Here is a 24,617-nt window from a genome sequence, read left to right on the forward strand (position 1 = left end):
TGAACTCAATATCCGGTCATCTCAAGATAGCCGATGCCGCTCTGGCTGCCGGCGAAGCTGATCGGGCCTTCCCAATAGGGGAAGCTGGTGCCCATCCAGCTGTTCGGATTGAGCGGCGTGGTCTCGATTGCGAGGCCGTGGCCGGGCACGCTGATGCGCCAGCGCGTCGGCAGCTTGCGGCCGGCGGTCTCGGTGCTGCCGAGCGGCTCCAGCGCGATCGCGTCGGGTGCGAGCTGCTCCGAGCGGCCGTCGCGGCCAATCCAGTTGCCGGCGAAGTAATGGTCGCCGCCGCTCTGCCGCAGCCGGAACAGCATCACCTTCTCGCCGGAGCCGAGATGCAGCGAGAACCAGTCCCAGCCGGTCTGGTCGGAGGCCAGCGGCTGGCTGGAGAACTCGCGGTCCATCCAGGCGATGCCATCCACCTCGACCGGCTTGCCGTCGAGCGTCAGCGTGCCGCGTGCCGTGAAGTAAGGCTGGCTGTAGTAATACGACGCCTGGCCGCGCTCGGATTTGCGCGAATAGCCGGCGTCGCCCTGCAGCACCAGCGGCCGATCGGCGGTCAGCCGCAGCCGATACGCGAAGTTGGTGCCCGAGGCGGTGACGTCGAGCGGCGACAAGGTCGACGCGTCCATCGCGTCGCCGCCGCGCAGCGCCCAGTCGTCGATGACGGCGCTGAACGGCGAGGCCGTCACGCCAGCCTGGCCGATGCCGCCGCGTGAAAACTTCTCGGCGTAGCGGTGCGTGTCGGCGCTGGTCAGCGCCGCATGCGCCATCCACACCTGCTGATTGGCCCAGCCGTCGCGCTGCGGCCCGGGCGTCATCGCCTGGCGAAACAGCGTCCACTGCACGCCGTAAGCCTTGCCAGCCGCGTCCTTGAGGTTCGCGGTCAGGTACCACCACTCGATCCGGAAATCCGGATGCGCCCCGTGGTCGGCGGGGAAGGCGAGCACACGCCCCGGCACCACCGGCGCGAATGCACCGGCCTCGCTGCCGAGCCCGGCGAAGCCTTGCGCCAGCGCGCGCGAGCCGCCGAGCCCGACCGCCAGCAAGCCGCCCGCGAAAGCGCGGCGTGAGAGAATGCTAGCGCTCATCGGCGAACACCTTCACCAGCCGCGCCGGCTGCATCCGCAGCAGCTTCAGGATCGGCAGCGCGGCCGCGATCAGCGACGCCAGCAGTGCGACGCCGAGCAGCTTCAACAACTCCAACGGAAACACCTCGAACGGCAGACGCCAGCCAAACGCCTTGACGTTGACGACGGCGATCAGACACCACGCCACCAGCAGGCCGAGCGGCAGCGCCAGCGCGGCGGTGAGCGCCGCCATCGACAGCGTCTTCATCAGTTCGACGAAGGCGAGCTTGCGCCGGCTGATGCCGATCGCCCATAGCGGCGCGACCTGCGGCAGCCGCGAATTGCCGAGCGTCAGCAGGCTGGTCAGCAGCGCCACGCCGGCAATGCCGAGCGTGAAGGCGTTCAGCGCCGTCGTCACCGCGAAGGTGCGGTTGAAGATGCGCTTGGATTCGGTCTTCAACGTCGCCTGATCGGCGAGGCTGCGATTGTCGAGCTTGAAGCGCGCGCGCAGATCGTCGACCAGCGCCGGCACGCGGGAAGGCTCGACGCGCAGGCCGAACCGCGTCTGCGCCACGTCCGGGAAATGCGCGATCAGCGCCCGATAATCGACGCCGATCTGGCCGCGCGGATTGCCGTAGTCCGCGTAGATCGCGGCGACGCGCAGCGGCCAGGCGCCGCTGCCGGTCGGCACCTCGATGCGATCGCCGAGCGAAAGCTTCATCCGCCGCGACAATTGCTCGCTGATCATCGCGCCGTCGCCGCGCGCCACCGCGTCCCAGACGTCGGGCGTGCGCTCGAGCAGCGGCCAGTTGTCCCGATAGGTCGGATCGTCCGCAAAGCCGATGATCTCGGCCGGCCAGCCATCCAGCTTCACCTCGGCGCGGGCGCCGGGCAGCAACGCGGTGACTTCGGGGCGCTGCTTCAGCCACGCCTTGATCTCGCCGGCCTGCTGATCGCTCGCGGCGTTGAGATAGACTTCGGCGGCGAGCCGGCCGTCGAGCCAGCGCACGAAGGTGCGGCTGAAGCTCTCCACCATGGTCCCAACCCCGACATTGACGCCGAGCGCCAGCAGCAGCGCCATCAGGGCGAGCGACAGGCCGGAGAGCTGCAGCCGGTTGTCGGCCCAAAACCATTTCATCAGCGGCCGGTTCGCGGAGCGCTCGCCGAGCGCCAGCACCAGGCCGAGCACCGCCGGCAGACCGAGCGCGGCGCCGAGCAGAATCGCGGCCAGCACCGCGAAGCCGGACACGAGCGAGTCGCCGAAGATCAGGAAGCCCGCCGCCGCCGCAAACACCAGCGCCGCGATGCTGCCCTGGATCAGCAGCCAGCGCTGCTGCGCCTGTTGCCAAGCGAAGGCTTGCGCCGCCGCGAGCACCGGCATGCGGGCAGCTTTGACGAGGCTGGCAGATGCTGCCGCCAGCGCGCCGAGAATGCTGATGGCGATGCCGGCCAGCCACCATTGCGGCTTCAGCGACAGTTCGCCGGGAATTTGCGCGCCATAGAGGCCGCGCAGGCTGGCGGCGACGTCGGGCAGCAGCGTCGCGGCGATGAAGTAACCGCAGACCAGACCGACCAGCCCGGCCACCAGCGCGATCAGCGTCAGCTCGATCACCATCACGCTGTTCAAGAGCCGCGCCGAGGCGCCGCAGGCACGCAGCGTGCGCAGCGTCGGCCGGCGCTGCTCGAAGGCTAGCCCGATCGCCGAATTGACGATGAACAGCCCGACCAGAAACGACAGTAGCCCGAACGCCGTGAGATTGAGATGGAAGCTGTCGGTCAGGCGCTCCAGATCGGTTTCGGTGTCCGGCTCGACCAGCTTGAGCTGATCGCCCACCACGTCGCGCAGCGGTGCACGTACGCCCGCCGCCTTGGGGCCGATCAGCAGCCGCGAGACCTGCTCCTGCAGGCCGAGCAGCGGCTGCGCGAAACCGATGTCGGTCACCAGCACGCCCGGCGCGATTTCGGCCTGCGGCTTCAGCGGCGGCAGCTGGGCGCCCGTGCTGAGCGTCGGCGTTGCGCCCTCGCTCAGCTTCAGCTCCGCCATGGTGTCGGGCGAGATGAGTGTCTGTCCCGGTGGCAGGATGAAGCCCTGCAGGTTGGCGGTGCCGATCGCCGGCGCGGCGCTGGCCTCGACCGGCAGCGACAGCGGCTCGATGCCGAGCAGCCGCAGCGTGCGGCCGCCGATCCGGACCTGTCCTTCGACCATCGGCGACACCGGCCAGCCGGCCCGGCGCAGATCGACGAACAGCTTTTGCGGGAAGTGATCGCCGGTCGGCGCCACCAGCGTCGCGGTGCGGGCGCCGCCGAGCGTCGCGGCGGCGCGGTCGTAGCTGGTGCGCGCCTGCGCGTTCAGCGCCTGCACGCCGCTCCACAGCGCGGTTGCCGAAACCAGGCCGATCAGCAGCGTGGCGAATTGCAGCGGATGCCGCCGCCAGTGGCTGAGCAGCACGGCGAGGATCCACAGCGCGCGCCTCAATGGATCAGCCCCGCATGCAGATGGACGCGGCGGTCCAGCATCCCGGCGAGCCGCTCGCTGTGCGTCACCATCAGGAAGCCGCAGCCGGTGCGGCGAACCAGATCGGTCGCCAGCGCCAGCACATTGTCGGCGGTGTCTTCGTCGAGATTGCCGGTCGGCTCGTCGGCGAGCAGCAGCACCGGCTTCACCGCCAGCGCGCGGCCGATCGCGACGCGCTGCTGCTGGCCGCCGGACAATTGCTCGGGATAGCGCTTCAGCAGCGCACCGAGCCCGAGCCGCTCGATCAGCTCGGCGTGCCAGACCGCATCGTGGCGGCCGGCGAGGCGGGACTGGAACGACAGATTGTCGGCGACGGTGAGGCTCGGGATCAGATTGAACTGCTGAAACACCAGGCCGAGACGATCGCGTCGGAAGCTGGCGCGCTCGGCATCCGACAGGTTGGAGATCATCGTCTCGCCGAAGCGGATCTGGCCGCCGTCGGGCTGGTCGAGCCCGGCGATCAGGTGCAGCAGCGTGCTCTTGCCGCTGCCGGATTCGCCGGTCAGCGCCACGCTTTCACCGGCCGCGAGCGCAAGATCGACGCCCCGTAGCACCGCGACGCTGTCCTGCCCCGAGCGATAGGATTTGGTCAGGCCAGATACGCTCAGCATCGCGTCGCGATCCGGCCGCTTGCGCCCCTGCCGTTGTTGTCGATGGTCAATCCGAGATGTCCCGATCAGCTATGCCAGGCCGATATGGTGACCGGTCTTATACGACTCAATAACCGCGCTGATGGATTGGTTGCAGCGCAGCGCCAGAGTTGTGCGACAACGTGGCGGTATACGATTGCCTCGCCGCTGGATCGGTTGCAGCATTGCTCAAACTCGCCGCGCGCGCGGCGCAACAACAACGATCGGGAGACCCGCCCTTGCATAGTCCCGCCACGCCGAAAGGCGCCTGGAGGATCACCTTCCTCCTGTTCCTGTTCATGGTGGTCAACTTCGCCGACAAGATCGTGGTCGGGCTCGCCGGCGTGCCGATCACGCGCGACCTGAAGCTGACGCCCGAACAGTTCGGCCTGCTGGGCTCCTCGTTCTTCTTCCTGTTTTCCATCGCCGCGGTGGTGGTCGGATTTATCGTCAACCGGGTCGACACGCGCTGGGTGCTGCTGGTGCTGGCGCTGATCTGGGCGGTGGCGCAATTCCCGATGGTCGGCGAAGTCAGCTTCACCACGCTGCTGATCTGCCGCATCGTGCTCGGCGCCGGCGAGGGGCCGGCCTTCGCGGTCGCCGCCCATGCGATGTACAAATGGTTTCCCGACGACAGGCGGACCCTGCCGACCGCGATCCTGTCGCAGGGCTCGGCCTTCGGGGTGATCCTGGCGGTGCCGGCGCTGAACTGGATCATCGTCAATCATTCCTGGCACTACGCATTCGGCGCGCTCGGCATCGTCGGGCTGATGTGGGCGGCGGCCTGGCTGGCGCTCGGCAAGGAAGGGCCGCTGGTGCCGACCGCGGCTGCGGCTGCGGCCGAACAGCGGATTCCCTATGGGCGGCTGCTGACATCGCGCACCTTCGTCGGCTGTGTCGTCGCGACCTTCGGGGCGTTCTGGGCGATGTCGCTGGGGCTGACTTGGTTCACCACCTACATCGTCGCCGGGCTCGGCTTCAGCCAGCACGATGCCGGCCTGATCTCGATCCTGCCCTGGATCTTCGGCGCGGCGATCGTGCTGCTCACCGGCGCGGTGTCGCAGGCGCTGACCACACGCGGCGTTTCGACCCGGCTGGCGCGCGGCGTGCTCGGGTCGCTGCCGCCGATCGCCGGCGGCCTGATCCTGCTGACGCTGCCGCTGATCGACAGCCCGGGACTGCGGATCGCCGCGCTGGTGATCGGCTCGGGGCTGTGCGGATCGATCTATGTGGTGTGCCCGCCGATGATCGCCGAGTTCACCCCGGTGACACAACGCGGCGCCGCGATCGCGATCTATGGCGCGCTCTACACGCTGGCCGGCATCGTCGCGCCGCTGGTGATGGGCGCCGTGGTGCAAGGCGCCGCCTCGGCGACCGACGGCTATCTGGTCGGCTACATGATCAACGGCGCCGTGATGATCGGGGCCGGTCTGCTCGGCCTGTTGCTGCTGTGGCCGAACACCGAGCGCGCGAGGCTGCTGGGCGGCACCGCTCCTGCGGCTGTTGGGCTACGAACGCCGGCTTGAGATATCTGGTAGGATGGGTTGAGCGCAGCGAAACCCATCGGCCTTGTGCGACACGCTTGATGGGTTTCGCTGCGCTCAACCCATCCTACAAGGCGTCATTTCGTTGAGCTCTGCGGTCGGCCGCGCACGCCGGCTTAATAACAATCCTCCGTCATGCCCGGGACAAGCCCGGCCATGACGTGGTGAGGTGGTCGCTGAACTAATCAGCCAAGAACACTGCGTAGCAGCGGCTTACTGGCTCGCCGTATCGGTGTTGTACACTTCGCCTTCCGGCACCCAGCTCTTGCCGTCGAATTTGGCGATCTGCATCTGGGTGTACGGCGCGTAGCGGTCGGGGCGGGTCGAGATCTTGATGCCCGGCAGCAGCAGCGGCGCTGCGGTCGGCTTGATGTTGGTGGCCTGCTTCAGCAGGTTGTCGCGGGTGAGATTGTCGCCGCAGGCTTCCAGCACCTTCACCGTCATGTGGGCCGAGATGTAGCCGGTGACGGTGGAGCCGTCGGCGATATCGCCTTTCGGGTACCACTTGGTCAGGAATTCCTTGAACTCCTTGACGTCGGCGTCGTTCTCGAACCGCGGATCGGTCGGCGTCTTGGCCGCCAGCGCGGTGAGGAGGCCGGTCGAGGCTTCCTTGCCGGCGGGCTCGAGCACGCCCTTGATCGAACTCGAGACGCTGACCACGAAGTTGAGCGGCTTCCAGTTCAGTTCATGCACCTTGCGGATCGCCTGCGCGCCGAACTTCGGCGTCGCCATGGTGAACAGCGTGTCGGCGCCGGAGGCCTTCAGCGCGACGATCTGCGAGTCGACGGTGGGGTCGCTGACTTCGTAGGTGACCTCTTTGACGATCATCGTCTTGGCCTTGTCGCCGAGGCCATCCTTGAGCCCCTTGACGTAGTCCTTGCCGGCGTCGTCGTTCTGCGAGAACACGCCGAGCTTGGCGTCGGGTTTGTTCTTCAAGAGATACTTCGCGAAGATCATCCCTTCCATCTGATAGGGCGGGTAGAGCTGCGTGGTCCACGGAAAGTTCTTGGGATCGTCCCATTTCGCGGCGCCGGTCGAGATGAACAGCTGCGGCACCTTCTTGCCGTTGAGATACTTCTGGATCGCCGTATTGGTCGGCGTGCCGATCGTGCCGATGATCGCCAGCACCTCGTCCTGCTCGACCAGGCGCCGGGTCTGCTCCACCGTCTTGGGCGGCGAGTAAGCGTCGTCGAGGCTGATCATTTTGATCTTGCGGCCGTTGACGCCGCCTTTGGCGTTGATCATGGCGAAGTACGCGTCTTCGACGTGGCCCTGCACCCCATAGGCCGAGGCCGGGCCGCTATACGGCATGGTCTGGCCGATCTTGATTTCGCTGTCGGTGACGCCGGGGCCGTATTGCTTCTGGGCGAAGGCAGGCTGAGTCGCTGCGACCGCGAAGAGACCGGCGGCGAGCAGCGCAAGGCGGGTGGTCATGGCACTTCCTCTCATTGGTTGAAAGCCGCACTCTGCGGTGCGGGCTGTTCGATCGTCCGCGCTCTTGTTGGCGCGTGCCGATCGGGCCCACGCTGTCACGCGGACGGAGTGAGTTCAATTGATTTGAATCGACAATGCACGCCGCAGCGCAGTGCGCCGGCTCAGGGCGCACCGGAGAATTTACTGTGGCGGAATAAGCGTCGGCGAAGAGTGAGATACGTCGTTGATTGATCTGCGATCTGCGGCCGGTCGTGGCGGCGCTGCCGCACAACGTCGCAGCCGGCTCACACAGCCGGATCAGAGATCGCGCTGCTCGTCGTCGCGGTCGCGCTCGGGCGCGCAGATGTCGCCGGTGTCGTAGAGGTCCTCGTCCGGCACTGGCACTGGCGCCGGCTTGTCGGTCGCGGCCTCGGTGGCTGCAGCCTTGTCCTTGCGGAGCTTCCTGGGCTTGATCTTCGGCCAGCTCATCATCGTGGTGGATCCCGTCATCGCGGGGCCGGACCGCGCCGTGGCGCGATCCCAGTCCGTCGTTGCGTCACGGCGCCGTCGCCGCCGGACATCTCGAATGTAGCGCAGGATCGGGGCTTTCCAGCCTCGATTTGCACAAGGCAGCGTCGCGCGGCCCGCACGGGCCGCACGCATCGGTGAGCCTCAGGTGCGGTGTCCGCCCTTCTGCTGCTCGGCCAGCCAGTCCGACAAGGCGCGCGCATGGGTTTCGGCTTTCTTGCCGGCCGATGTCCGGCTGCCGGTGGTCTTGCCGGCGCTGGACTGGGCGCGCTTCGCCTTGCTGGGTGCGGCACGCTGCGGTTCGGCCGCTTCACGCGCCAGACGCAGCGCCCGCAGCCGCGCCATGTTGTCGAGGGTCGCTCGCGCGGCGGCGTCGCGTTCGGATTTGGCGCCGTCGGCGTCATGTGAGGCTGCGCCGGAACGCGCAGCGGGGCGGGAATTTTCGTCGTTCGTCATTCGTCCACGTCGATTGTCTTCGGGGAATTGGGAAGCGCGGGGTGTAGCAAGAAAAAAGGCCCCGGGACAGCTTTTGCTGCCGGGGCCTGTCATGCACGATAGTCGATGTGACGCGACGTGATGTCTCGTCAGAACGTCACGCCGGCTTTTGCCAGATAAGTCCGGCCCGGCAGCGGATAGGCGCCGTAGCGGCCGGGCGTGAAGGTGCTGGCCACCGCGTAATCGTAATATTGCGCGTTGAACAGGTTGATCACGCTCAGCGACCAGAAGAAGTGGTCGATTTCGCCGCTCAGCTTGACGTCGACGGTGCCGTTCGCCGGAATCTTGACCTGGCTGTTGGCATTGTCGCTGTCCATGAAGCGGCTGCTCCAGACCCGCGCGGTGGCGTCGAACACGACGTATTTCTGCCAGACGTTCCAGGTCACGCCGCCATTCGCCGTATAGCGCGACACCAGCGGCACATCGTTGCCGGAGAACGGACCCTCGCGGAACGTCGCGTGGGTGTAGGCGGCGCCGCTGCGCAGCAGCAGCGTGTCGTTGATGCGGATCGACGCGCTGGTCTCGCCGCCGGTGCGGCGGGTCGGATCGAGATTGGTGTTGTAGAAGTTCACCGGGTCGTAGCGGATCTCGTTGGTGAGATCCATGTTGTAGACGCTCGTCTGCATCTCGAACGGCCCGGATTTGATGCGGAAGCCGCCTTCGACATCGACCGAGGTCTGGGTCTTCAGCGCGAACGTGCCCGGAATCGCGTTGAAGAACGCGTCGTAGGACGGGCCCGAGGCGACGCGCTCGTCGACATTCGGGGTGCGGAACGCACGCGCGGCGCGGACGAACACGCTGAACACGTCGTTGAAGCGATGCTCGAGGCCGACATGCAGCGCGTGCTGGGTCTCGGTGCTGTTCAGCGGCTGCGCCTGTGCGTCGCCGAAATAGCCCGGCGCCAGCGGGTTGAGCCGGTCGGCGGCGTCGACCTTCACGCTCTGCACGCGCCCGCCATAGGAGAAGTCGGTGGTCGGCAGCACCGCGATGGTCTGCTGCCAGTAGCCCGCCAGGGTCTTCTGCGACAGATTGTAGACGTGCACCGGCGGCGTGCCGCGATACTGGCCGCGGTTGGAATCATAGGTCGCGTCGTAATAGTCGAGCCCGGTGAGGATCTTCGACGGCAGCCCGAAGAACGCATTCTTGATGCTGAGCCGCGGCGTGATCGACCAGGTCTGCAGATGCGCGTCGAACGAGCTGGCGCTGAACGGCGACAGCGGCACATTGCCGAAATAGCCGGCCTGCTGCCGCTTGTCGCGGACGCCGCCGTCGACGATCAGCTCGGCGCCGTCCCACAGCGATTTGGTGAAACCGGCGGTGAGGTTGGCGCCCTGCTTGTCGGCGAAGTCGAACGGCGTGTTGGTGCCGCGGCGGTCGGTCTGCAGCTGATTGACGCCGGTCGACGGATCGACGGTCCGCGAGCCGGGCAGGCCGAGGCGCTGGTTGTCGCCGGAGATGTTGAGGAACGCGCTGAGATCCGGCGTGGAATAGCGCAATTCGCCGATCGCGTTGTTCTGTTCCAGCGCGTTGTTGGCGCGGTAGCCGTCCGAGCGCACGCCGTTCGCGAAGGCCGACGTCGACCAGGGGCCGGAGTTGAATGCCGCCGACACCGCGGCGAGCCGCTGGTTGAACGAGCCGACGCCGCCCTCGGCGCGGAACGTCGCGGGCGGACCGCTTGTGCCGGTCTTGGTGACGATGTTGATGACGCCGCCGACCGCATTGTCGCCGTACAGCACCGCACCGCTGCCGCCGCGGGTGATCTCGATGCGCTCGATCGACTGCAGCGGAATGCTCGACAGGTCGACGCCCTGCAGATCGAGGTCGTTGAGGCGGCGGCCGTTGATCAGGAACAGCGTGTTCGAGGTCGCGGTGGCGCCGAAGCCGCGCAAATCGACCGACGAGCCGGTGCCGTTGACGCCGCCATACAGCGAGGTGGTCTGCACGCCCGGCGTCTGCGCGATGATATCCTGCACGGTCTGGGCCGGCGAATGCGCGATGTCGTCGGCGGTGATCACCGTGCTCGAGGTGCCGACGATGGCGTCGGACGTGCGCGTCGCGGTAACGTTGATGGCGGGCAGCATGTCCTGCGCGGCAGCAGGCGCGAGCGCCGCGAACAGGCTGGATGTCAGAATGGTGGAACACAGCAGCGCGCGCATGCGCGTTGCAGCGGGATGGGAAGACGGCATGGACAGACCTCGGCCGGACGCTCAGTGGCACGTCACAGCGAACGAGGGATCACCTTGCCGCTCGCGCGGAGGGTGAAACCAATGCCTGCAATTCCCGACCGGCACTCTCGCGTGTGACCACGAATGACGGCAGGTCTCCTGGCTCGCGGGTGTTAGCTTCCGTCGCCTTCCCAGGACCGAGTTTCCCAGTGGCATTTCGACAGAAGTCGAACCGCTTACAGTTGCGGGAACAGCTGCGGCCTGAGAGCAATCGCTCCGCACCGCATTCCCTTTTCATCCCCGTGAGGGGAACCGTCACATTCAACTAGAAGTATACCGAGGTGCGAAGTCAATTCGCCGTTGGCGGCGTCCGGCCGGGTTGGCGCTCGCGGCCGCGGGATTGTCCGAGGCTGTTGCTTGCGAGTAACAATGCGGCTTGATCCAGCTCAACAAGGCGCGGTGGTGATGGCGGACTATGTGGTCGAATTCGGCAAGAACGGTCGGCCGGTCGAATCCGATGGCCGGCTCGATGCCGCCGCGTTTCATCGCAATCAGCAGGCGATCCGCGAGGTGCTGGCGCGCCTGCTGCACGGCGCGACCGGCGACGTGCTCGAGGCCGGCAGCGGCACCGGCCAGCACGTGGTCGCCTTCGCGCGTCAACATCCCGAGATCATCTGGTGGCCGAGCGACATTCATCCGCAGCATCTCAGCAGCATCGCCGCATGGCGCGCGGAGGCCAGGCTCGCCAACATCCGGGAGCCGCGGCGGATCGATCTCGCCGATCCGGCGTGGCCCGCCGGGATGGTGAGCGACGGCGGTCCCGAAACGCTGGCCGCGGTGTTCAGCGCCAATGTGGTGCACATCGCGCCGTGGCCGGTGGCGCAGGGGCTGTTCGCCGGCGCGGCCCGGCTGCTACGGCCGGACGGCCGACTTATTCTGTACGGCCCGTTCAAGCAGGGCGGTGCGCACACCGCGCCGAGCAATGCGGCGTTCGATGCCAGCCTGCGCGCCGCCAATCCCGAATGGGGCGTGCGCGATGTCGGCGAGCTGGAGCAGCTCGGCCGCAGTGTCGGCCTGCGGTTGGTCGAGACCGCCCCGATGCCGGCCAACAATCTCATCCTGTGCTTCGCCCGCAGCGGCGAAAGCTGAGACCGCCGCATAGGGTCACCGCGCCTGCGGCGGTTGATCGCAGGGCGCCGTCTCCTATGATGCCGGCCGATTCCACGGCGCGGCGATGCACCGGCCGGACAAGGGGCGAAACACCCGATGGTTGACGCGACCGCGATCGACGACATCCCGGACGACGCGCGGGCGCGCTCCAACGTGTGGCGGCTCGCGGCCGCGCAGGCGCTGACCGGCGCCAATGCGGCGGTGATCTTCGCCACCGGCTCGATCGTCGGCGCGCAGCTCGCGCCGAGCGTCGCGCTCGCCACCGTGCCGATCTCGATGTACGTGGTCGGCCTCGCCGCCGGCACGCTGCCGACCGGCACGATCGCGCGCCGCTATGGCCGCCGCGCCTCGTTCATGCTCGGCGCCGGCTGCGGCGCGGCCGCCGGTGCGCTCGGCGCCCTGGCGATTCTCACCGGCTCGTTCGCGCTGTTCTGCGTCGCCACCTTCCTCGGCGGCCTGTACGGCGCGGTGGCGCAGTCCTATCGGTTCGCCGCTGCGGATGGCGCCAGCGCCGGCTATCGGCCCAAAGCCGTGTCGTGGGTGATGGCGGGCGGCGTGTTCGCCGGCGTGCTCGGTCCGCAGCTGGTGCAGTGGACCATGGACATCTGGCCGCCTTATCTGTTCGCCTTCAGCTACGTGGTGCAGGCCGGCGTGGCGCTGGTCGCCATGGCGGTGCTGTGGAGCGTCGATGCGCCGCGGCCCCAGCCGGCCGATCTCGCCGGCGGCCGGCCGCTGCTCACGATCGTGCGGCAGCCGCGCTTCATCGCCGCCGCGCTGTGCGGCGCGATCGCCTATCCGATGATGAATCTGGTGATGACCTCGGCGCCGCTGGCGATGCAGATGTGCGGACTGCCGGTCAGCGATTCCAATTTCGGCCTGCAATGGCACATCGTTGCGATGTATGCGCCGAGCTTCATCACCGGCTCGCTGATCGCGAAATTCGGCGCGCCGCGCGTCGTCGCGCTTGGGCTGGCGCTCGAGGCCGCGGGCGCGTCGATCGGCCTGATGGGTATCACCGCCCCGCATTTCTGGGCGACGCTGTTCGTCATCGGCGTCGGCTGGAACTTCGCCTTCGTCGGCGCCTCGGCGCTGGTGCTGGAGACGCATCAGCCCAGCGAGAAGAACAAGGTGCAGGCGTTCAACGACTTCCTGGTGTTCGGCATGATGGCGATCGGGTCGTTCTCGTCGGGACAGCTGCTGGCCAATTACGGCTGGGCCACCGTCAACCTCACGGTGTTCCCGCCGGTGCTGCTCGGTCTGATCGTGCTCGCCATCAGCGGCTGGTCGAAGCGGCGCAGCGCGATCACAGCGGCGGCGCTGCCGGATCGCGGCATCTGAATGCGATAACCAAACGACCGGCCGCCAAGTGCCGGCGAGGGGGAGACGATGGCGCGCTGCGCGATGCTGGCTGACCGCCGCCGATGAAGAGCTCGGTCCCGGACGAGACCTCGATCCGCTATGAGGGCTGGCGCATCGTCGCGGTGTGTTTTGCGGTCGCGACCTTCAGCTGGGCGCTCGGCTTCTACGGCCAGTCGGTGTATCTGGCCGAGCTGCAGCGCCTGCACGGCTGGCCGGCATCGCTGATCTCGACCGCGACGACGTTCTATTATCTCGGCGGCGCGCTGCTGGTCGCGTTCGTCGGCGATGCGATCCGCATGGTCGGTCCGCGCGCCTGCCTGCTCGGCGGTCTCGCCGCGACCGCGCTCGGCACCGCGCTGCTCGGCCGCGTCGATGCGCCGTGGCAGCTCTACGGCATCTACGTGCTGCTGGCGATCGGCTGGGCCGGCACCAGCCTCGGCGCGATTACCAGCACGCTCGGCCTGTGGTTCGACAAGCGCCGCGGCATGGCGATCAGCCTGGCGCTGAACGGCGCCAGCTTCGGCGGCATCGCCGGCGTGCCGCTGCTGGTGCTGGCGATCGGACATCTGGGCTTTGCCGGCGCGACGCTGGCGGTCGCGCTGTCGTCGCTGCTGGTGATCGCGCCGCTGGTGGCGATCTTCGTCGGCCGGCCGCCGTTGCCCGCGGCGAGCGTCGCCGGCGCCGGTGCGGTGCAGGCCCTGTCGTCCGGCGCGATCCGGCGCCACGCGCTGCGCGACAAGGATTTCCTGATCGTCACCATCGCGTTCGCGCTGGTGCTGTTCGCGCAGGTCGGCTTCATCGTCCACGTCATCGCCTATCTCGATCCGCTGATCGGCCGCGAGCGCGCCGCCGCGGCGGTGTCGCTGCTGACCATGATGGCGGTGGTCGGCCGCGTCTCGATGTCGGCGGTGATCGACCGGATCAATCAGCGGCTAGCCTCCGCGCTGTCGTTCGCCAGCCAGGCGGCGGCGCTGACGATCCTGATCCTGACGCGCGATCCGGTGCTGATGCTGGTCGCCTGCGCGCTGTTCGGCTTCTCGGTCGGCAACCTGATCACGCTGCCGGCCCTGATCGTGCAGCGCGAATTCGCGCCCGCATCGTTCGGCGTGCTGGTCAGCCTCAACACCGCCATCAACCAGGTCACCTACGCGTTCGGCCCGGGTGTGGTGGGGTTGCTGCGCGATGCTTCAGGCAGCTACACGCTGCCATTCGCCGCCTGCATCGCCCTGGAGCTGATCGCCGCCGTGTTGATCCTGGTGCGGGGACGGAAATAATCGCCTCACCCCCCTCCGCCATTCCGGGGCGCGCGCCCTTCGCGCGCGAACCCGGAATCCCGATGTTGTGGAAACGCCGGAGTCGCAGAACAGCTCGGGATTCCGGGCTCGCGCTGCGCGCGCCCCGGAATGACGGGACGTAGGATGGGGTTGAGCAAAGCGAAACCCATCACCACACGCGCAATCGAAATTTCGACGCACCACTGATACCGCGAGCTCACCACCGATGGGTTTCGCTGACGCTCAACCCATCCTATGAGTCCGTCGTTCATAACTAAGCGTTCGCCCCGAACACCCCCCATCGTCATTCCGGGGCGCGCGCCCTTCGCGCGCGAACCCGGAATCCCGAAGTTGTGGAAACGTCGGAGCCGCAGAACAGCTCGGGATTCCGGGTTCGCGAGCTGCGCTCGCGCCCCGGAATGACTCGGGGTGAGGTGGTGCTAACTCGTCCGCGTTCGCAGCAAATTCTCGACATCCAGCCGTCGCGTGAACATCGCCAGCTCGCCGTCAGCCGTCCGCGGCCATTCCGCCTCTGGCCGGTCGCGATACAGTTCGACGCCGTTCTGGTCGGGGTCGCGCAGATACAGCGCTTCGCTGACGCCGTGGTCGCTGGCGCCGTCGAGGGTGATGCCGGCAGTGAGTACGCGGTGCAGCGCATCGGCCAGTGCTGCGCGGGTCGGATACAGGATCGCGGTGTGAAACAGGCCCGTGGTGCCCGGCGGCGGCGGGCTTCCGCCCTTGCTTTCCCAGGTGTTCAGGCCAATGTGGTGGTGATAACCGCCGGCCGAAATGAACGCCGCCTGATCGCCCATCCGCTGCATCAGCTCGAAGCCGAGCACGCCGCAATAGAACCCGAGCGCGCGCTCGAGATCGGCGACCTTGAGATGGACATGGCCGATCCGGGTGCCGGCGGGAATGGGAGGCGTTTCGTTGGCGATTTCGGACATCGAGTGCTCCTTACCTCGCCCCGCTTGCGGGGAGAGGTCGACCGGCGAAGCCGGTCGGGTGAGGGGTAGATGCTTTTCATGTAGGAAGCCGTCCCCTGTTTGAAACGCCCCCTCACCCCAGCCCTCTGCCCGCGCGCGGGGAGAGGGAGCGCGCCTGCGCTCACGTCAGCTCCGGCACCTCGCCGTCCGGCAGCGGGAAGTCGTAGGCGTTCAGCGTCATCGACACCATGGTGTAGTAGCCGCACAGGCCGATCACCTCGACCAGGCCGCGCTCGCCGAGCAGCTGCGTGGCTTCGTCGTAGAGCGGCTTCGACAGTCCTTTGGCTTCGTGCAGCGACCGCGCGACGTCGTAGATCACGCGCGCTTTCGGATCGAGGAATGCCGGCGTGCGACGATCGCGGATCGCGTCGATGATGTTCGGATCGAGCCCGCCGTCGAGCGCCATCTTCTTGTGCGCGTACCATTCGAACTGCGCGGTCCAGTGCCGCGCGGTGACCAGGATGGCGAGTTCGGACTCCGCCGCGGTCAGCGAGGTGTCGTAGCGCAGGAAGGCGCCGAGCCGCGTGGCGTGGCGCGCCATCTCCGGGCTCGCCAGCCATGCCATCATCGGCGGCGGCGGGCTGCCGCGCTTGCTGGCGATCGACTCCTCATAGATGGCACGCTGATCGTCGCTCATGTCGGTCGGCGTCGGCAGCTTCAGGCGCATGGCGTTTCCTTCGTGGTGAGGCGACATAGCCCAGCGCGCCTCGTTGAATTTCGGGATGCGAAACGTGGCGCGTCTGCGGGCGAAACGCCAGAGCGCGCGGCGCATGGCGCTGCGCAATACGGATATTGAATTTCGCCCGGCGCCCGCTAAGGTCCGGCCCAATCAAACGCAACGCGGGCGTCAAGTCCGCCCCGGTGGATGGAAGCCCCGATGACCGACACCTCCGATCTCGACCACTTCCGCAGCGAGACCCGCGCCTGGCTCGAGGCCAATTGCCCGGCCGAGATGCGCAAGCCGATGCAGGGCGACGACGACAATTTCTGGGGCGGCCGCAACGCGAAATTTGCGTCGGACGCCCAGAAGGTCTGGTTCGAGCGGATGCGCGACAAGGGCTGGACCGTGCCGGATTGGCCGACCCAATATGGCGGCGGCGGCCTCGACGGCGCGCGCCACAAGATCCTGCGCGAGGAGATGGCGGCGATCGGCGCGCGGCCGCCGCTGTCGAGCTTCGGCATCTGGATGCTCGGGCCGGCGCTTCTGAAATACGGCAATGAGCAACAGAAGGCCGAGCATCTGCCGAAGATCGCGCGCGGCGAAATCCGCTGGTGCCAGGGCTATTCGGAGCCGAACGCCGGCTCCGACCTCGCCTCGCTGCAGACCCGCGCGGTGCCGGACGGCGACGACTTCATCATCAACGGCTCGAAGATCTGGACCTCTTACGCCAACTACGCGGACTGGATCTTCTGCCTGGTGCGCACCGATGCGTCGGCCAAGAAGCACGACGGCATCAGCTTCATCCTGTTCGACATGGCCTCGCCCGGCGTGACAACCAAGCCGATCCTCTTGATCTCCGGCAAGTCGCCGTTCTGCGAGACCTTCTTCGACAACGTCCGGGTGCCGCAGTCGCATGTCGTCGGCACCATCAACCGCGGCTGGGATGTGGCGAAGTATCTGCTGCAGCACGAGCGCGCGATGATCTCCGGCATGGGTGGGCGCGACGGCGGCCGGCCGCTCGGCCAGGTCGCGGCGTCCTCGCTCGGCACCGACCAGCAGGGCAAGCTCGACGATCCGGTGCTGCGCGGCCAGATCGCATCGTTCGACGTCGACGAGGCGGCGCTGGCCTGCGCGGCGGAGCGTGCGGTCGATCTCGCCAAGGCCGGCCAACTGCATCCGGCGTTCTCCTCGGCGATGAAGTACTACGGCACCGAGCTGAACAAGCGCCGCCACGAGATTCTGATGTCGGCCGGCGGCATCGACGCGCTGGAGTGGGAGAGCGAACGCTCGCACGACGGCGCCCGCGCCCGCGCCTGGCTGCGCACCAAGGCCAACTCGATCGAAGGCGGCACCAGCGAAGTCATGCTCGGCATCGTCGCCAAGCGCATCCTGGATCTGCCGGGGGCTTAGTTAGCCGGCACACCCTCTCCCCGAGTCATTCCGGGGCGCGCGCAGCGCGAGCCCGGAATCCATAACCACTGTCAGTGAGTATGGATTCCGGGCCTGCGCCCCAAGGGGCGCATCCCGGAATGACGAACTCAAATCTTATCGCCCTTTGCTTGCATCGAAAGACATCACCCCATGGCTCTCGTCCTCACCGAAGAACAAACCATGCTGCGCGACTCGGCGCGCGGGCTGATCGGCGACAAGGCGCCGGTCGCGCATTTCCGCAAGCTGCGCGACGAGCGCGACGCCACCGGCTTCTCAAGCGATCTCTGGAAGAGTTTTGCCGAGATGGGGCTCGCCGGCCTGCTGGTGCCGGAACAGTTCGGCGGCTCGGGCCTCGGCGCCGTCGAGGCCGGCGTGGTGATGGAGGAGATCGGTCGCAACCTGACGCCGTCGCCGTTCCTGTCGACAGCGGTGCTCGCGGCTTCGGCGCTCGCCCGCGGCGGCTCGGAGGCGCAGAAGAAAGCGCATCTGCCGAAGATCGCCGAGGGTTCGCTGATCGCCGCGCTGGCGGTGGATGAGGGCGCCAAGCACCGGCCGTCGCGCATCGCGCTGCAGGCTGTGCGCGCCGGCAACGGCTTCAAGCTGAAGGGCGACAAGGCGCTGGTGGTCGACGGTCACGTCGCCGACCTCTTGATCGTCGCGGCGCGGAGTTCCGGCGCGCCGGGCGATGCCGACGGCCTGACGCTGTTCCTGGTCGACCCGAAAGCCAAGGGCGTCGCGATCGAGCGCACCGTGATGGTCGACGCCCACAATGCGGCGCGGATCAGCTTCGACGACGTCGAGGTCAATGCCGACAGCGTGCTCGGTGAGGTCGATCGCGGCGGCGCGCTGCTCGAGGCGGTGCTGAATGTCGGCCGTGCCGCGGCGGCGGCCGAGATGCTCGGCGTCGCCGACGAGGCGTTCGGCCGGACGGTGAGCTATCTGAAAGAGCGCAAGCAGTTCGGCAGACTGATCGGCGAATTCCAGGCGCTGCAGCACCGCGCCGCGCATCTCTACACCGAGATCGAAATCCTGCGCGCCGCCGTGCTCAAGGCGCTGCAGGCGGTCGACGCCGATCCCGCGCAGGCCCGCGTCGCGGTCGCCGTCGCCAAGGCCAAGGCCGGCACGGTGACGACGCTCGCGGTCCAGGAAGGCGTGCAGATGCACGGCGGCATGGGCATGACCGACCAGTTCGACATCGGCCTGTTCATGAAGCGCGCCCGCGTGTTGCAGGAACTGCTCGGCGACGCCAACTACCACGCCGAAGCGCTGGCAGAGTGGAAGAAATATTGAGCCCTCTGTAGCCCGCATGCAGCGCAGCGGAATGCGGGGCAGGCGTTCCCCGGATTACGCTTCGCTCCATCCGGGCTACGGACTACCACGCCGAAGCGCTGGAGGTTTCGGCCCCGGCCCCAGGCACGTCATTCCGGGGCGCGAACGTAGTTCGCGAGCCCGGAATCCCGAAGCGTTCTGCGACCGGCTTTTGCTACCACGTCTAGATTCCGGTTTCGCTCGCAAGAGCGAGCGCCCCGGAATGACGAACGAGAGGTTGCTATAAGCCCCTACCTGATCGGCGGCGCGTACTGAATCCCGCCGTTGCTCCACAGTTGGTTCAATCCGCGCGGGATGCCGAGTTTGCCGACGTTGCGGTCGTAGATTTCGCCATAGTTGCCGACGTGGCGGATGATGCGGGCGGCCCAGTCTTTCGTCAGGCCGAGCTCTTCGCCGTAGGCGCCTTCGGTGCCGACCAGCCGCATCACGTCGGGCTTCTTCGACTTCAGCGCCTCGTCGATGTTCTGCGACGTGATGCCGAGTTCCTCGGCGTTGATCATCGCATACAGCGTCCACTTCACGATCATCATCCAGTCGTCGTCGCGCTGGCGGACGACGGGAGCGAGCGGCTCCTTGGAGATCAGATCGGGCAGGATGGTGTGGTCGCCGGGCTTCGGCATCGTCTGGCGCAGCGCGTAGAGCTGCGAGGCGTCGGCCGTGAAGGTGTCGCAGCGGCCGTCCTTGTAGGCGGCGACCACCTCGTCGAGCTTGCCGAACTTCACTTCCGTGTACTTCATGTTGTTGGCGCGGAAGTAATCGGCGAGGTTAAGCAGCGTGGTGGTGCCGTCCTGAACGCAGACCTTGCTGCCGTCGAGCTCGACCGCGGTGTCGACCTTGCGCGAGGACGGAACCATGAAGCCCTGGCCGTCGTAATAGGCGACCGCCGGGAAATACAGATCGTAGCCGGTCTCGCGCGACATGCTCCAGGTCGAGTTGCGCGACAGGATGTCGACCTTGCGGCTCTGCAGTTCCTTGAAGCGCTCATTGGCGTCGAGCGCCACGAACTTCACCTTGGCCGGATCGTTGAAGATAGCCGCCGCCACCGCGCGGCAGAAGTCGACGTCGAAGCCGCTCCAGTTGCCCTTGTCGTCCGGCGTCGCGAAGCCGGGCAGGCCCTTGTTGACGCCGCACAGCACGGCGTCGCGGCGGATGGTGCGCTTCAGCGTCTTGGTGTCGTAGCGCTCGTAGGTGATGGCGGCAGCGGCGATCGCCGCCGCGACCACGAGCCCGATCGCGAGCCCGGTCTTGAACGTCCATTTCAACATAGGGGGTCTTTCACAAGGGCGAGGACGAAAGGCGCTCGGTTACAGCTCGGGCTTCTGCCGCACCACGACCTTGGTGCCGACCGGCACGCGGTCGTACAGATCGGCAACGTCGGCATTGACCAGGCGGAAGCAGCCGGAGGAAATCGCGGTGCCGATCGTGTCCGGCCGGTTGGTGCCGTGGATGCGATACACCGTCGAGCCGAGATACATCGCGCGGGCGCCGAGCGGATTGCCGGGGCCGCCGGCCATGAAGCGCGGCAGATAGGGCTGGCGTTGGATCATCTCCGGCGGCGGCACCCAGTCGGGCCATTCCGCCTTGCGCGAGATCTTGAGCAGGCCCTGCCAGGTGAAGCCCTCGCGGCCGACGCCGATGCCGTAGCGCAGCGCGCGGTTGTTGCCCTGCACGAGATAGAGATAGCGCTCCGAGGTCTGCACCACGATCGTGCCCGGCGGCTCGCTGGTGCGGTAATAGACCATCTGCTTGCGCAGCTCGGGCGGCAGCTCGAAATCGTCATTGGCGATCAGGCCGGGCTCGTCGCCGGGATCGTTCTGCTGCGCATGGACGGGTGTGATGCCGATCACCAGGGCGGCCGCAACGACCAGCCGTCCAACCCAACTCGACAATCCAGCCATCGACACCTCCCGAAGCAATTTGCGCCGGGCTGTGTAGCATGTCAGCGGGTTCCGATCCACATCCGCAGGATCAGCGACACCAGCGTGACGGCCCCGACGCCGCCGAGCCACAGCGCCGCGAACCACAGCAGGCGCCGGGCCAGCGGCCGGGATGGTTCATTACTGGACATCATGGTCTGTCCGCTCAATGGTAGCCGCTTTCCGGATCGACCTTGCCGCGAAACACCCAATAGGCCCACGCGGTGTAGATCAGGATGATCGGCACCAGGATGGCGACGCCGAACAGCATGAACAGCTGGCTGTTCTCCGGCGCCGCCGCCTGCCAGATGGTAATGCTGCGCGGCACGACATAGGGCCAGATGCTGATGCCGAGCCCCGCATAGGACAGCAGGAACAGGCACAGCGTCAGCAGGAACGGCTGATAGTCGCGGCGCTGCGCCAGCGCCCGCAGCAGCAGCGCGGTGACGATCGCGACGGCGAGCGGCACCTGCGCGGTGGCGAGCACGTTCGGCCAGGCGAACCAGCGCTCCGAATAGTCATAGGACAGGAACGGCGTGGCGGCGCTGACGGCGACGATCGCGATCAGCATCGCCAGCAGCAGCCAGCGGCTCAGCGTGTAGGCCTGGTCGCGCAGCTCGCCGGTGGTCTTCATCACCAGCCAGGTGGCGCCGAGCAGCGCGTAGCCGATCACCAAAGCGACGCCGGTAAGCACGCTGAACGGCGTCAGCCAGTCCCACCAGCCGCCCGCATAGGCGCGGCCTTCGACAGCGACGCCCTGCAGCAGCGCGCCGAGCGCGACGCCCTGCGCCAGCGTGGCGATCAGCGAGCCGAGGAAGAACGCGACGTCCCAGCGGTTGCGCTCGCGCAGCGTGCGCCAGCGGAATTCGAACGCCACGCCGCGGAACACCAGGCCGAGCAGCATGGCGATGATCGGCGTGTACAGCGCCGGCATCAGCACCGCATAGGCCAGCGGAAACGCCGCCATCAGCCCGCCGCCGCCGAGCACCAGCCAGGTCTCGTTGCCGTCCCACACCGGCGCGACGCTGTTCATCACCACGTCGCGGTCGCGCTTGCTGCGGAACAGCGGAAACAGGATGCCGAGGCCGAGGTCGAAGCCGTCCATCACCACATAGACGAACACCGCGAACGCGATGATGAAAGCCCAGATCGTCGCCAGATCGTATGCGAAGGTCATCAGCCGAGCCTCCGGGTTGCGATCGCGGGGGCGGGGGTGATGCCGGCGGCGCGCGCCGGGGTTGCGCCGGGCGGGCCTTCCTCGCCGTGATGCGGCGGCTGCGCCATCAGCCGGAGAATGTAGACGGTGCCGGCGAAGAACACCGCGAAGTACACGATCACGAACGCGATCAGCGACGAGGCGACCGCGGGCGACGCGAGCGGCGACACCGACTCAGCCGTGCGCAGCAGCCCGAACACCGTGAACGGCTGCCGTCCGGTCTCCGTCGTGACCCAGCCGGCCAGCACCGCGATGAAGCCGGCCGGGCCCATCGTCAGCGCGAACCAGTGCAGCGGGCGGGACTCGTGCAGCCGGCCGCGCCAGCGCAGCCACAGGCTGAAGGCTCCGAGCGCCGCCATCAGCACGCCGAGCCCGACCATGATGCGGAACGACCAGAAGGTGATCGGCACCGGCGGCCAGTCCTGCCGCGGCACGGTGTCGAGACCGGCCAGCGGCGCGTCGAGCGAGTGCTTCAGGATCAGCGACGACAGCTTGGGAATTTCCAGCGCGTAGCGCACCACCGCGGCGTCCTGATCCGGCAGGCCGAACAGGATGAACGGCGCGCCGTCGGGATGGCTCTGATAATGGCCTTCCATCGCCATCACCTTGGCGGGCTGATGCTCCAGCGTGTTGAGGCCATGGACGTCGCCGGCGAGGATCTGGATCGGCGCCACGACGGTCAGCATCCACATCGCCATCGAGAACATCATCCGCGCGCCCGGCTGCCGCGTATTGCGCAGCAGGTGATAGGCGCCCACGGCGCCGACCACGAGCGACGTGGTGAGGTACGCCGCCAGCACCATGTGCACCAGCCGATACGGAAACGACGGGTTGAAGATCACCTTGAACCAGTCGACCGCGACGAACTGGCCGGATTCGTTGATGGCGTGGCCGGCCGGCGTCTGCATCCAGGAGTTCGCCGACAGGATCCAGAACGCCGAGATCAGCGTGCCGATCGCCACCATCAGGGTGGCGAGGAAATGCAGCCGCGGCCCGACCAGCTTGAGGCCGAACAGCATCACGCCGAGAAAGCCGGCTTCGAGGAAGAACGCGGTCAGCACCTCGTAGGCCATCAGCGGGCCGATCACCGGGCCGGTCTTGTCGGAGAATACCGCCCAGTTGGTGCCGAACTGGTACGACATCACGATGCCGGACACGACGCCCATGCCGAACGCGATGGCGAAGATCTTCAGCCAGTAGTTGAACAGGTTGATGAAGACCTCGCGGCCGGTCCACAGCCACAGCGCTTCGAGCACCGCCAGGTAGCTGGCCAGTCCGATCGAGAACGCCGGAAAGATGATGTGGAACGACATCGTGAAGGCGAACTGCGCACGTGCCAATACCACAGGGTCAAGGGCTTCAATCATGAAGGTGACTTCCGCGATCGAGAAACTGGCGCACGGCGTGTCGTCGTTGGCGGCGATCCTATCGCCGGCGACAGGAGGTGACTAGCAGTTAGCGATGCTGCGGCTGCGATGCGCTTGGCCATATTGTCCATGCGACGATGAGAGGCTGAAAGACGATGAGAGGCTGAAAAAGCAAAACCCGGACGGTGGGCACCCCGTCCGGGTCGCTTGGAGGCTGCGATGGTTACGAAGCCTTTGAAAGAGCCTGTCGTCCCGGTCGCATCCGGTTCCGACATGATCATCATCGCACCGAATTCTTTCCGGCCGATGTCGTCGATTGTTTCAATTGCGTCGTTGGCGGTCATCTTTGCGGCAACGGTGCCAGCGACGCGTCAATTTAACATCCCCGCACGAGCGCTGGAATTCGGTCGCTGCGAGATCTTGTCTAAAGTGAGCGCCGGCGCCGGTCGATCATGCCGGCGTATGCGGCTTCCCACCGCGGGCCGCAGATGCAGCCATTGTTCACGCCGCCGTTATTCACGCTGCCGTTATCAAGCTGCCGATGGTCAAGCCGCCATGGTCTCGACGCCGTGGCGCTTGAGCAGTTCGGCGAGCTGCTTGCGGGCGTAGAACATCCGGGTCTTCACCGTGCTCTGTGGAATGCCGACGATGCGGCCGACTTCCTCGACCGACTTCTCGTGATAGTAAACGAGATTGATGATCTCGCGATGCGCCGGCGACAGCTTGGTGATGCAGGTGCGCAGGATGTCGCTGGTGCGGCTGCGCTCCAGCGCCGCTTCGGGATTGTCGGCACCGTCCGCAATCTCGAGCACGTCGTCCTGGTCGATATCTTCGTGCTGGCGCTGGCGCAGCGCGGTCAGTGCCTTGAAGCGCGCGATCGACAGCAGCCAGGTCGACACCTGGGCGCGGCCCTCGAACTGCCGCGCGGTCCGCCAGACGTCGAGGAACACCTGGCTGACCAGATCCTCGGCGGTCGCGGCGTCGCGCAGCATGCGCAGGATGAAGCGGTAGACCCGCACGTGATGCCGGGAATACAGCGTGTGCATCGCTGTCCGGTCGCCTGCCGCAATGCTAGCGAGCAGCATCTCGTCGGTCGTGGCGCGCGCGGCGACAATGCCCTGACGGCCCGCTTCATTGATGGCAATTACATTTTGCATGAACGGCTCCCGTATGTCGCCGCACTCCCCCGCGGCGTTCGTTGGGAGCTTTACTAGTCAGGCACCATTTCAGGACGTCTGCACCGAAAGTCCAAAATGGTTTCGTGGCGCCGAAGATTTATTTCGCCGCCCGCCTGCGACGAAACATTCGGACGAAATGCGCTGTGATTTCAATGGGCCAGCTCTGCCCGGCAGGCTCACGGACGATACTGATGGGAGGGCACGGGGCTTCCACAAAGAAGATTGTCATCACCCGCGTATGCGGGTGATCCAGTATCGCAGAGCAATTAGGTGCGGATGCACTGCCTCATAGCAGCGCCCTGGAATACTGGGTCGCCCGCCTGCGCGGGCGATGACGGCGGTGGGTGGGGCGTACAGGGGGTGGGGGGCGG

The 24,617-nt window shown here is 67.0% G+C and carries 21 protein-coding genes and 1 riboswitch; of the genes, 6 read left to right on the forward strand and 15 right to left on the reverse strand.

Annotated elements, in window-relative coordinates; all coding sequences use genetic code 11:
* Positions 1 to 5 precede the first annotated feature (5 nt).
* From LPW26_RS21515 to LPW26_RS21525, 3 genes are read right to left on the reverse strand one after another with little or no spacing between them, the layout of a single operon-like run.
* On the reverse strand, positions 6 to 1,091 hold the full coding sequence (locus tag LPW26_RS21515; protein ID WP_238737680.1) for a lipocalin-like domain-containing protein: 1,086 nt from the start codon (positions 1,089 to 1,091) through the stop codon (positions 6 to 8).
* On the reverse strand, positions 1,081 to 3,546 hold the full coding sequence (locus LPW26_RS21520) for an FtsX-like permease family protein (RefSeq protein WP_238737681.1): 2,466 nt from the start codon (positions 3,544 to 3,546) through the stop codon (positions 1,081 to 1,083). The genes LPW26_RS21515 and LPW26_RS21520 overlap by 11 nt, the downstream gene beginning before the upstream one ends.
* Positions 3,543 to 4,196, reverse strand: a complete 654-nt coding sequence (locus LPW26_RS21525; protein WP_238737682.1) for an ABC transporter ATP-binding protein — start codon at positions 4,194 to 4,196, stop codon at positions 3,543 to 3,545. The genes LPW26_RS21520 and LPW26_RS21525 overlap by 4 nt, the downstream gene beginning before the upstream one ends.
* A 161-nt stretch (positions 4,197 to 4,357) precedes the next feature.
* On the opposite strand from LPW26_RS21525, the gene LPW26_RS21530 reads away from it, so the two are divergent.
* Complete coding sequence (locus tag LPW26_RS21530; RefSeq protein ID WP_319942190.1) at positions 4,358 to 5,740, forward strand: MFS transporter; 1,383 nt, start codon at positions 4,358 to 4,360, stop codon at positions 5,738 to 5,740.
* 231 nt (positions 5,741 to 5,971) lie between these two features.
* On the opposite strand, the gene LPW26_RS21535 is transcribed toward LPW26_RS21530, so the two are convergent.
* From LPW26_RS21535 to LPW26_RS21550, 4 genes are all read right to left on the reverse strand, one after another.
* Positions 5,972 to 7,192 (reverse strand): ABC transporter substrate-binding protein, encoded by a 1,221-nt coding sequence (locus LPW26_RS21535; RefSeq protein ID WP_238737685.1) that lies wholly within the window; start codon positions 7,190 to 7,192, stop codon positions 5,972 to 5,974.
* 297 nt (positions 7,193 to 7,489) lie between these two features.
* Positions 7,490 to 7,663: a hypothetical protein gene (locus tag LPW26_RS21540; protein ID WP_238737686.1), complete on the reverse strand. Its 174-nt coding sequence runs from the start codon at positions 7,661 to 7,663 to the stop codon at positions 7,490 to 7,492.
* Between the two features lie 180 nt (positions 7,664 to 7,843).
* A complete protein-coding gene (locus LPW26_RS21545; protein WP_238737687.1) occupies positions 7,844 to 8,155 on the reverse strand; it encodes a hypothetical protein in 312 nt (103 codons plus the stop codon).
* Positions 8,156 to 8,283: 128 nt separating this feature from the next.
* The gene (locus LPW26_RS21550) at positions 8,284 to 10,380 is read right to left on the reverse strand and encodes a TonB-dependent receptor (RefSeq protein ID WP_238737688.1); all 2,097 of its coding nucleotides are present in this window, start codon (positions 10,378 to 10,380) and stop codon (positions 8,284 to 8,286) included.
* Positions 10,381 to 10,491: 111 nt separating this feature from the next.
* A riboswitch (cobalamin riboswitch) is annotated at positions 10,492 to 10,691 on the reverse strand.
* Positions 10,692 to 10,824: 133 nt separating this feature from the next.
* Here LPW26_RS21550 and LPW26_RS21555 point away from each other — a divergent pair.
* The 3 genes from LPW26_RS21555 (at position 10,825) to LPW26_RS21565 (ending at position 14,162) form a co-directional block, all read left to right on the forward strand.
* Positions 10,825 to 11,508, forward strand: coding sequence for a DUF938 domain-containing protein (locus LPW26_RS21555; protein ID WP_238737703.1), 684 nt, complete (start codon positions 10,825 to 10,827; stop codon positions 11,506 to 11,508).
* 117 nt (positions 11,509 to 11,625) lie between these two features.
* Positions 11,626 to 12,867 (forward strand): MFS transporter, encoded by a 1,242-nt coding sequence (locus LPW26_RS21560; RefSeq protein WP_238737689.1) that lies wholly within the window; start codon positions 11,626 to 11,628, stop codon positions 12,865 to 12,867.
* An 83-nt stretch (positions 12,868 to 12,950) separates the two neighbouring features.
* Positions 12,951 to 14,162, forward strand: a complete 1,212-nt coding sequence (locus LPW26_RS21565; RefSeq protein ID WP_238737690.1) for an MFS transporter — start codon at positions 12,951 to 12,953, stop codon at positions 14,160 to 14,162.
* Between the two features lie 440 nt (positions 14,163 to 14,602).
* On the opposite strand, the gene LPW26_RS21570 is transcribed toward LPW26_RS21565, so the two are convergent.
* Together LPW26_RS21570 and LPW26_RS21575 are read right to left on the reverse strand one after the other, a co-directional pair.
* A complete protein-coding gene (locus tag LPW26_RS21570) occupies positions 14,603 to 15,109 on the reverse strand; it encodes a VOC family protein (RefSeq protein ID WP_238737692.1) in 507 nt (168 codons plus the stop codon).
* 160 nt (positions 15,110 to 15,269) lie between these two features.
* Complete coding sequence (locus tag LPW26_RS21575; RefSeq protein WP_238737693.1) at positions 15,270 to 15,815, reverse strand: carboxymuconolactone decarboxylase family protein; 546 nt, start codon at positions 15,813 to 15,815, stop codon at positions 15,270 to 15,272.
* 210 nt (positions 15,816 to 16,025) lie between these two features.
* On the opposite strand from LPW26_RS21575, the gene LPW26_RS21580 reads away from it, so the two are divergent.
* Together LPW26_RS21580 and LPW26_RS21585 are read left to right on the forward strand one after the other, a co-directional pair.
* Positions 16,026 to 17,219 (forward strand): acyl-CoA dehydrogenase family protein, encoded by a 1,194-nt coding sequence (locus LPW26_RS21580; RefSeq protein ID WP_238737694.1) that lies wholly within the window; start codon positions 16,026 to 16,028, stop codon positions 17,217 to 17,219.
* 171 nt (positions 17,220 to 17,390) lie between these two features.
* A complete protein-coding gene (locus LPW26_RS21585; RefSeq protein WP_238737695.1) occupies positions 17,391 to 18,530 on the forward strand; it encodes an acyl-CoA dehydrogenase family protein in 1,140 nt (379 codons plus the stop codon).
* Between the two features lie 269 nt (positions 18,531 to 18,799).
* Here LPW26_RS21585 and LPW26_RS21590 read toward each other — a convergent pair whose 3' ends face one another.
* The 6 genes from LPW26_RS21590 to LPW26_RS21615 form a co-directional block, all read right to left on the reverse strand.
* Positions 18,800 to 19,834, reverse strand: a complete 1,035-nt coding sequence (locus LPW26_RS21590; protein ID WP_238737696.1) for an amino acid ABC transporter substrate-binding protein — start codon at positions 19,832 to 19,834, stop codon at positions 18,800 to 18,802.
* Positions 19,835 to 19,873: 39 nt separating this feature from the next.
* The gene (locus LPW26_RS21595; RefSeq protein ID WP_238737697.1) at positions 19,874 to 20,467 is read right to left on the reverse strand and encodes a L,D-transpeptidase; all 594 of its coding nucleotides are present in this window, start codon (positions 20,465 to 20,467) and stop codon (positions 19,874 to 19,876) included.
* A gap of 41 nt (positions 20,468 to 20,508) precedes the next feature.
* Entirely contained in the window at positions 20,509 to 20,640 is a 132-nt protein-coding gene (locus tag LPW26_RS21600; RefSeq protein ID WP_238737698.1) for a DUF2474 domain-containing protein, read from the reverse strand.
* Between the two features lie 11 nt (positions 20,641 to 20,651).
* The gene (cydB, locus tag LPW26_RS21605; RefSeq protein ID WP_238737699.1) at positions 20,652 to 21,662 is read right to left on the reverse strand and encodes a cytochrome d ubiquinol oxidase subunit II; all 1,011 of its coding nucleotides are present in this window, start codon (positions 21,660 to 21,662) and stop codon (positions 20,652 to 20,654) included.
* The gene (locus tag LPW26_RS21610; RefSeq protein ID WP_238737700.1) at positions 21,662 to 23,068 is read right to left on the reverse strand and encodes a cytochrome ubiquinol oxidase subunit I; all 1,407 of its coding nucleotides are present in this window, start codon (positions 23,066 to 23,068) and stop codon (positions 21,662 to 21,664) included. Before LPW26_RS21610 ends, cydB begins: the two co-directional genes overlap by 1 nt.
* A 545-nt stretch (positions 23,069 to 23,613) precedes the next feature.
* Complete coding sequence (locus tag LPW26_RS21615) at positions 23,614 to 24,225, reverse strand: sigma-70 family RNA polymerase sigma factor (RefSeq protein ID WP_238737701.1); 612 nt, start codon at positions 24,223 to 24,225, stop codon at positions 23,614 to 23,616.
* Between the last annotated feature and the right edge of the window lie 392 nt (positions 24,226 to 24,617).

The sequence above is a fragment of the Rhodopseudomonas infernalis genome, from assembly GCF_022271405.1.
In the GTDB taxonomy this organism is placed as follows: domain Bacteria; phylum Pseudomonadota; class Alphaproteobacteria; order Rhizobiales; family Xanthobacteraceae; genus Rhodopseudomonas; species Rhodopseudomonas infernalis.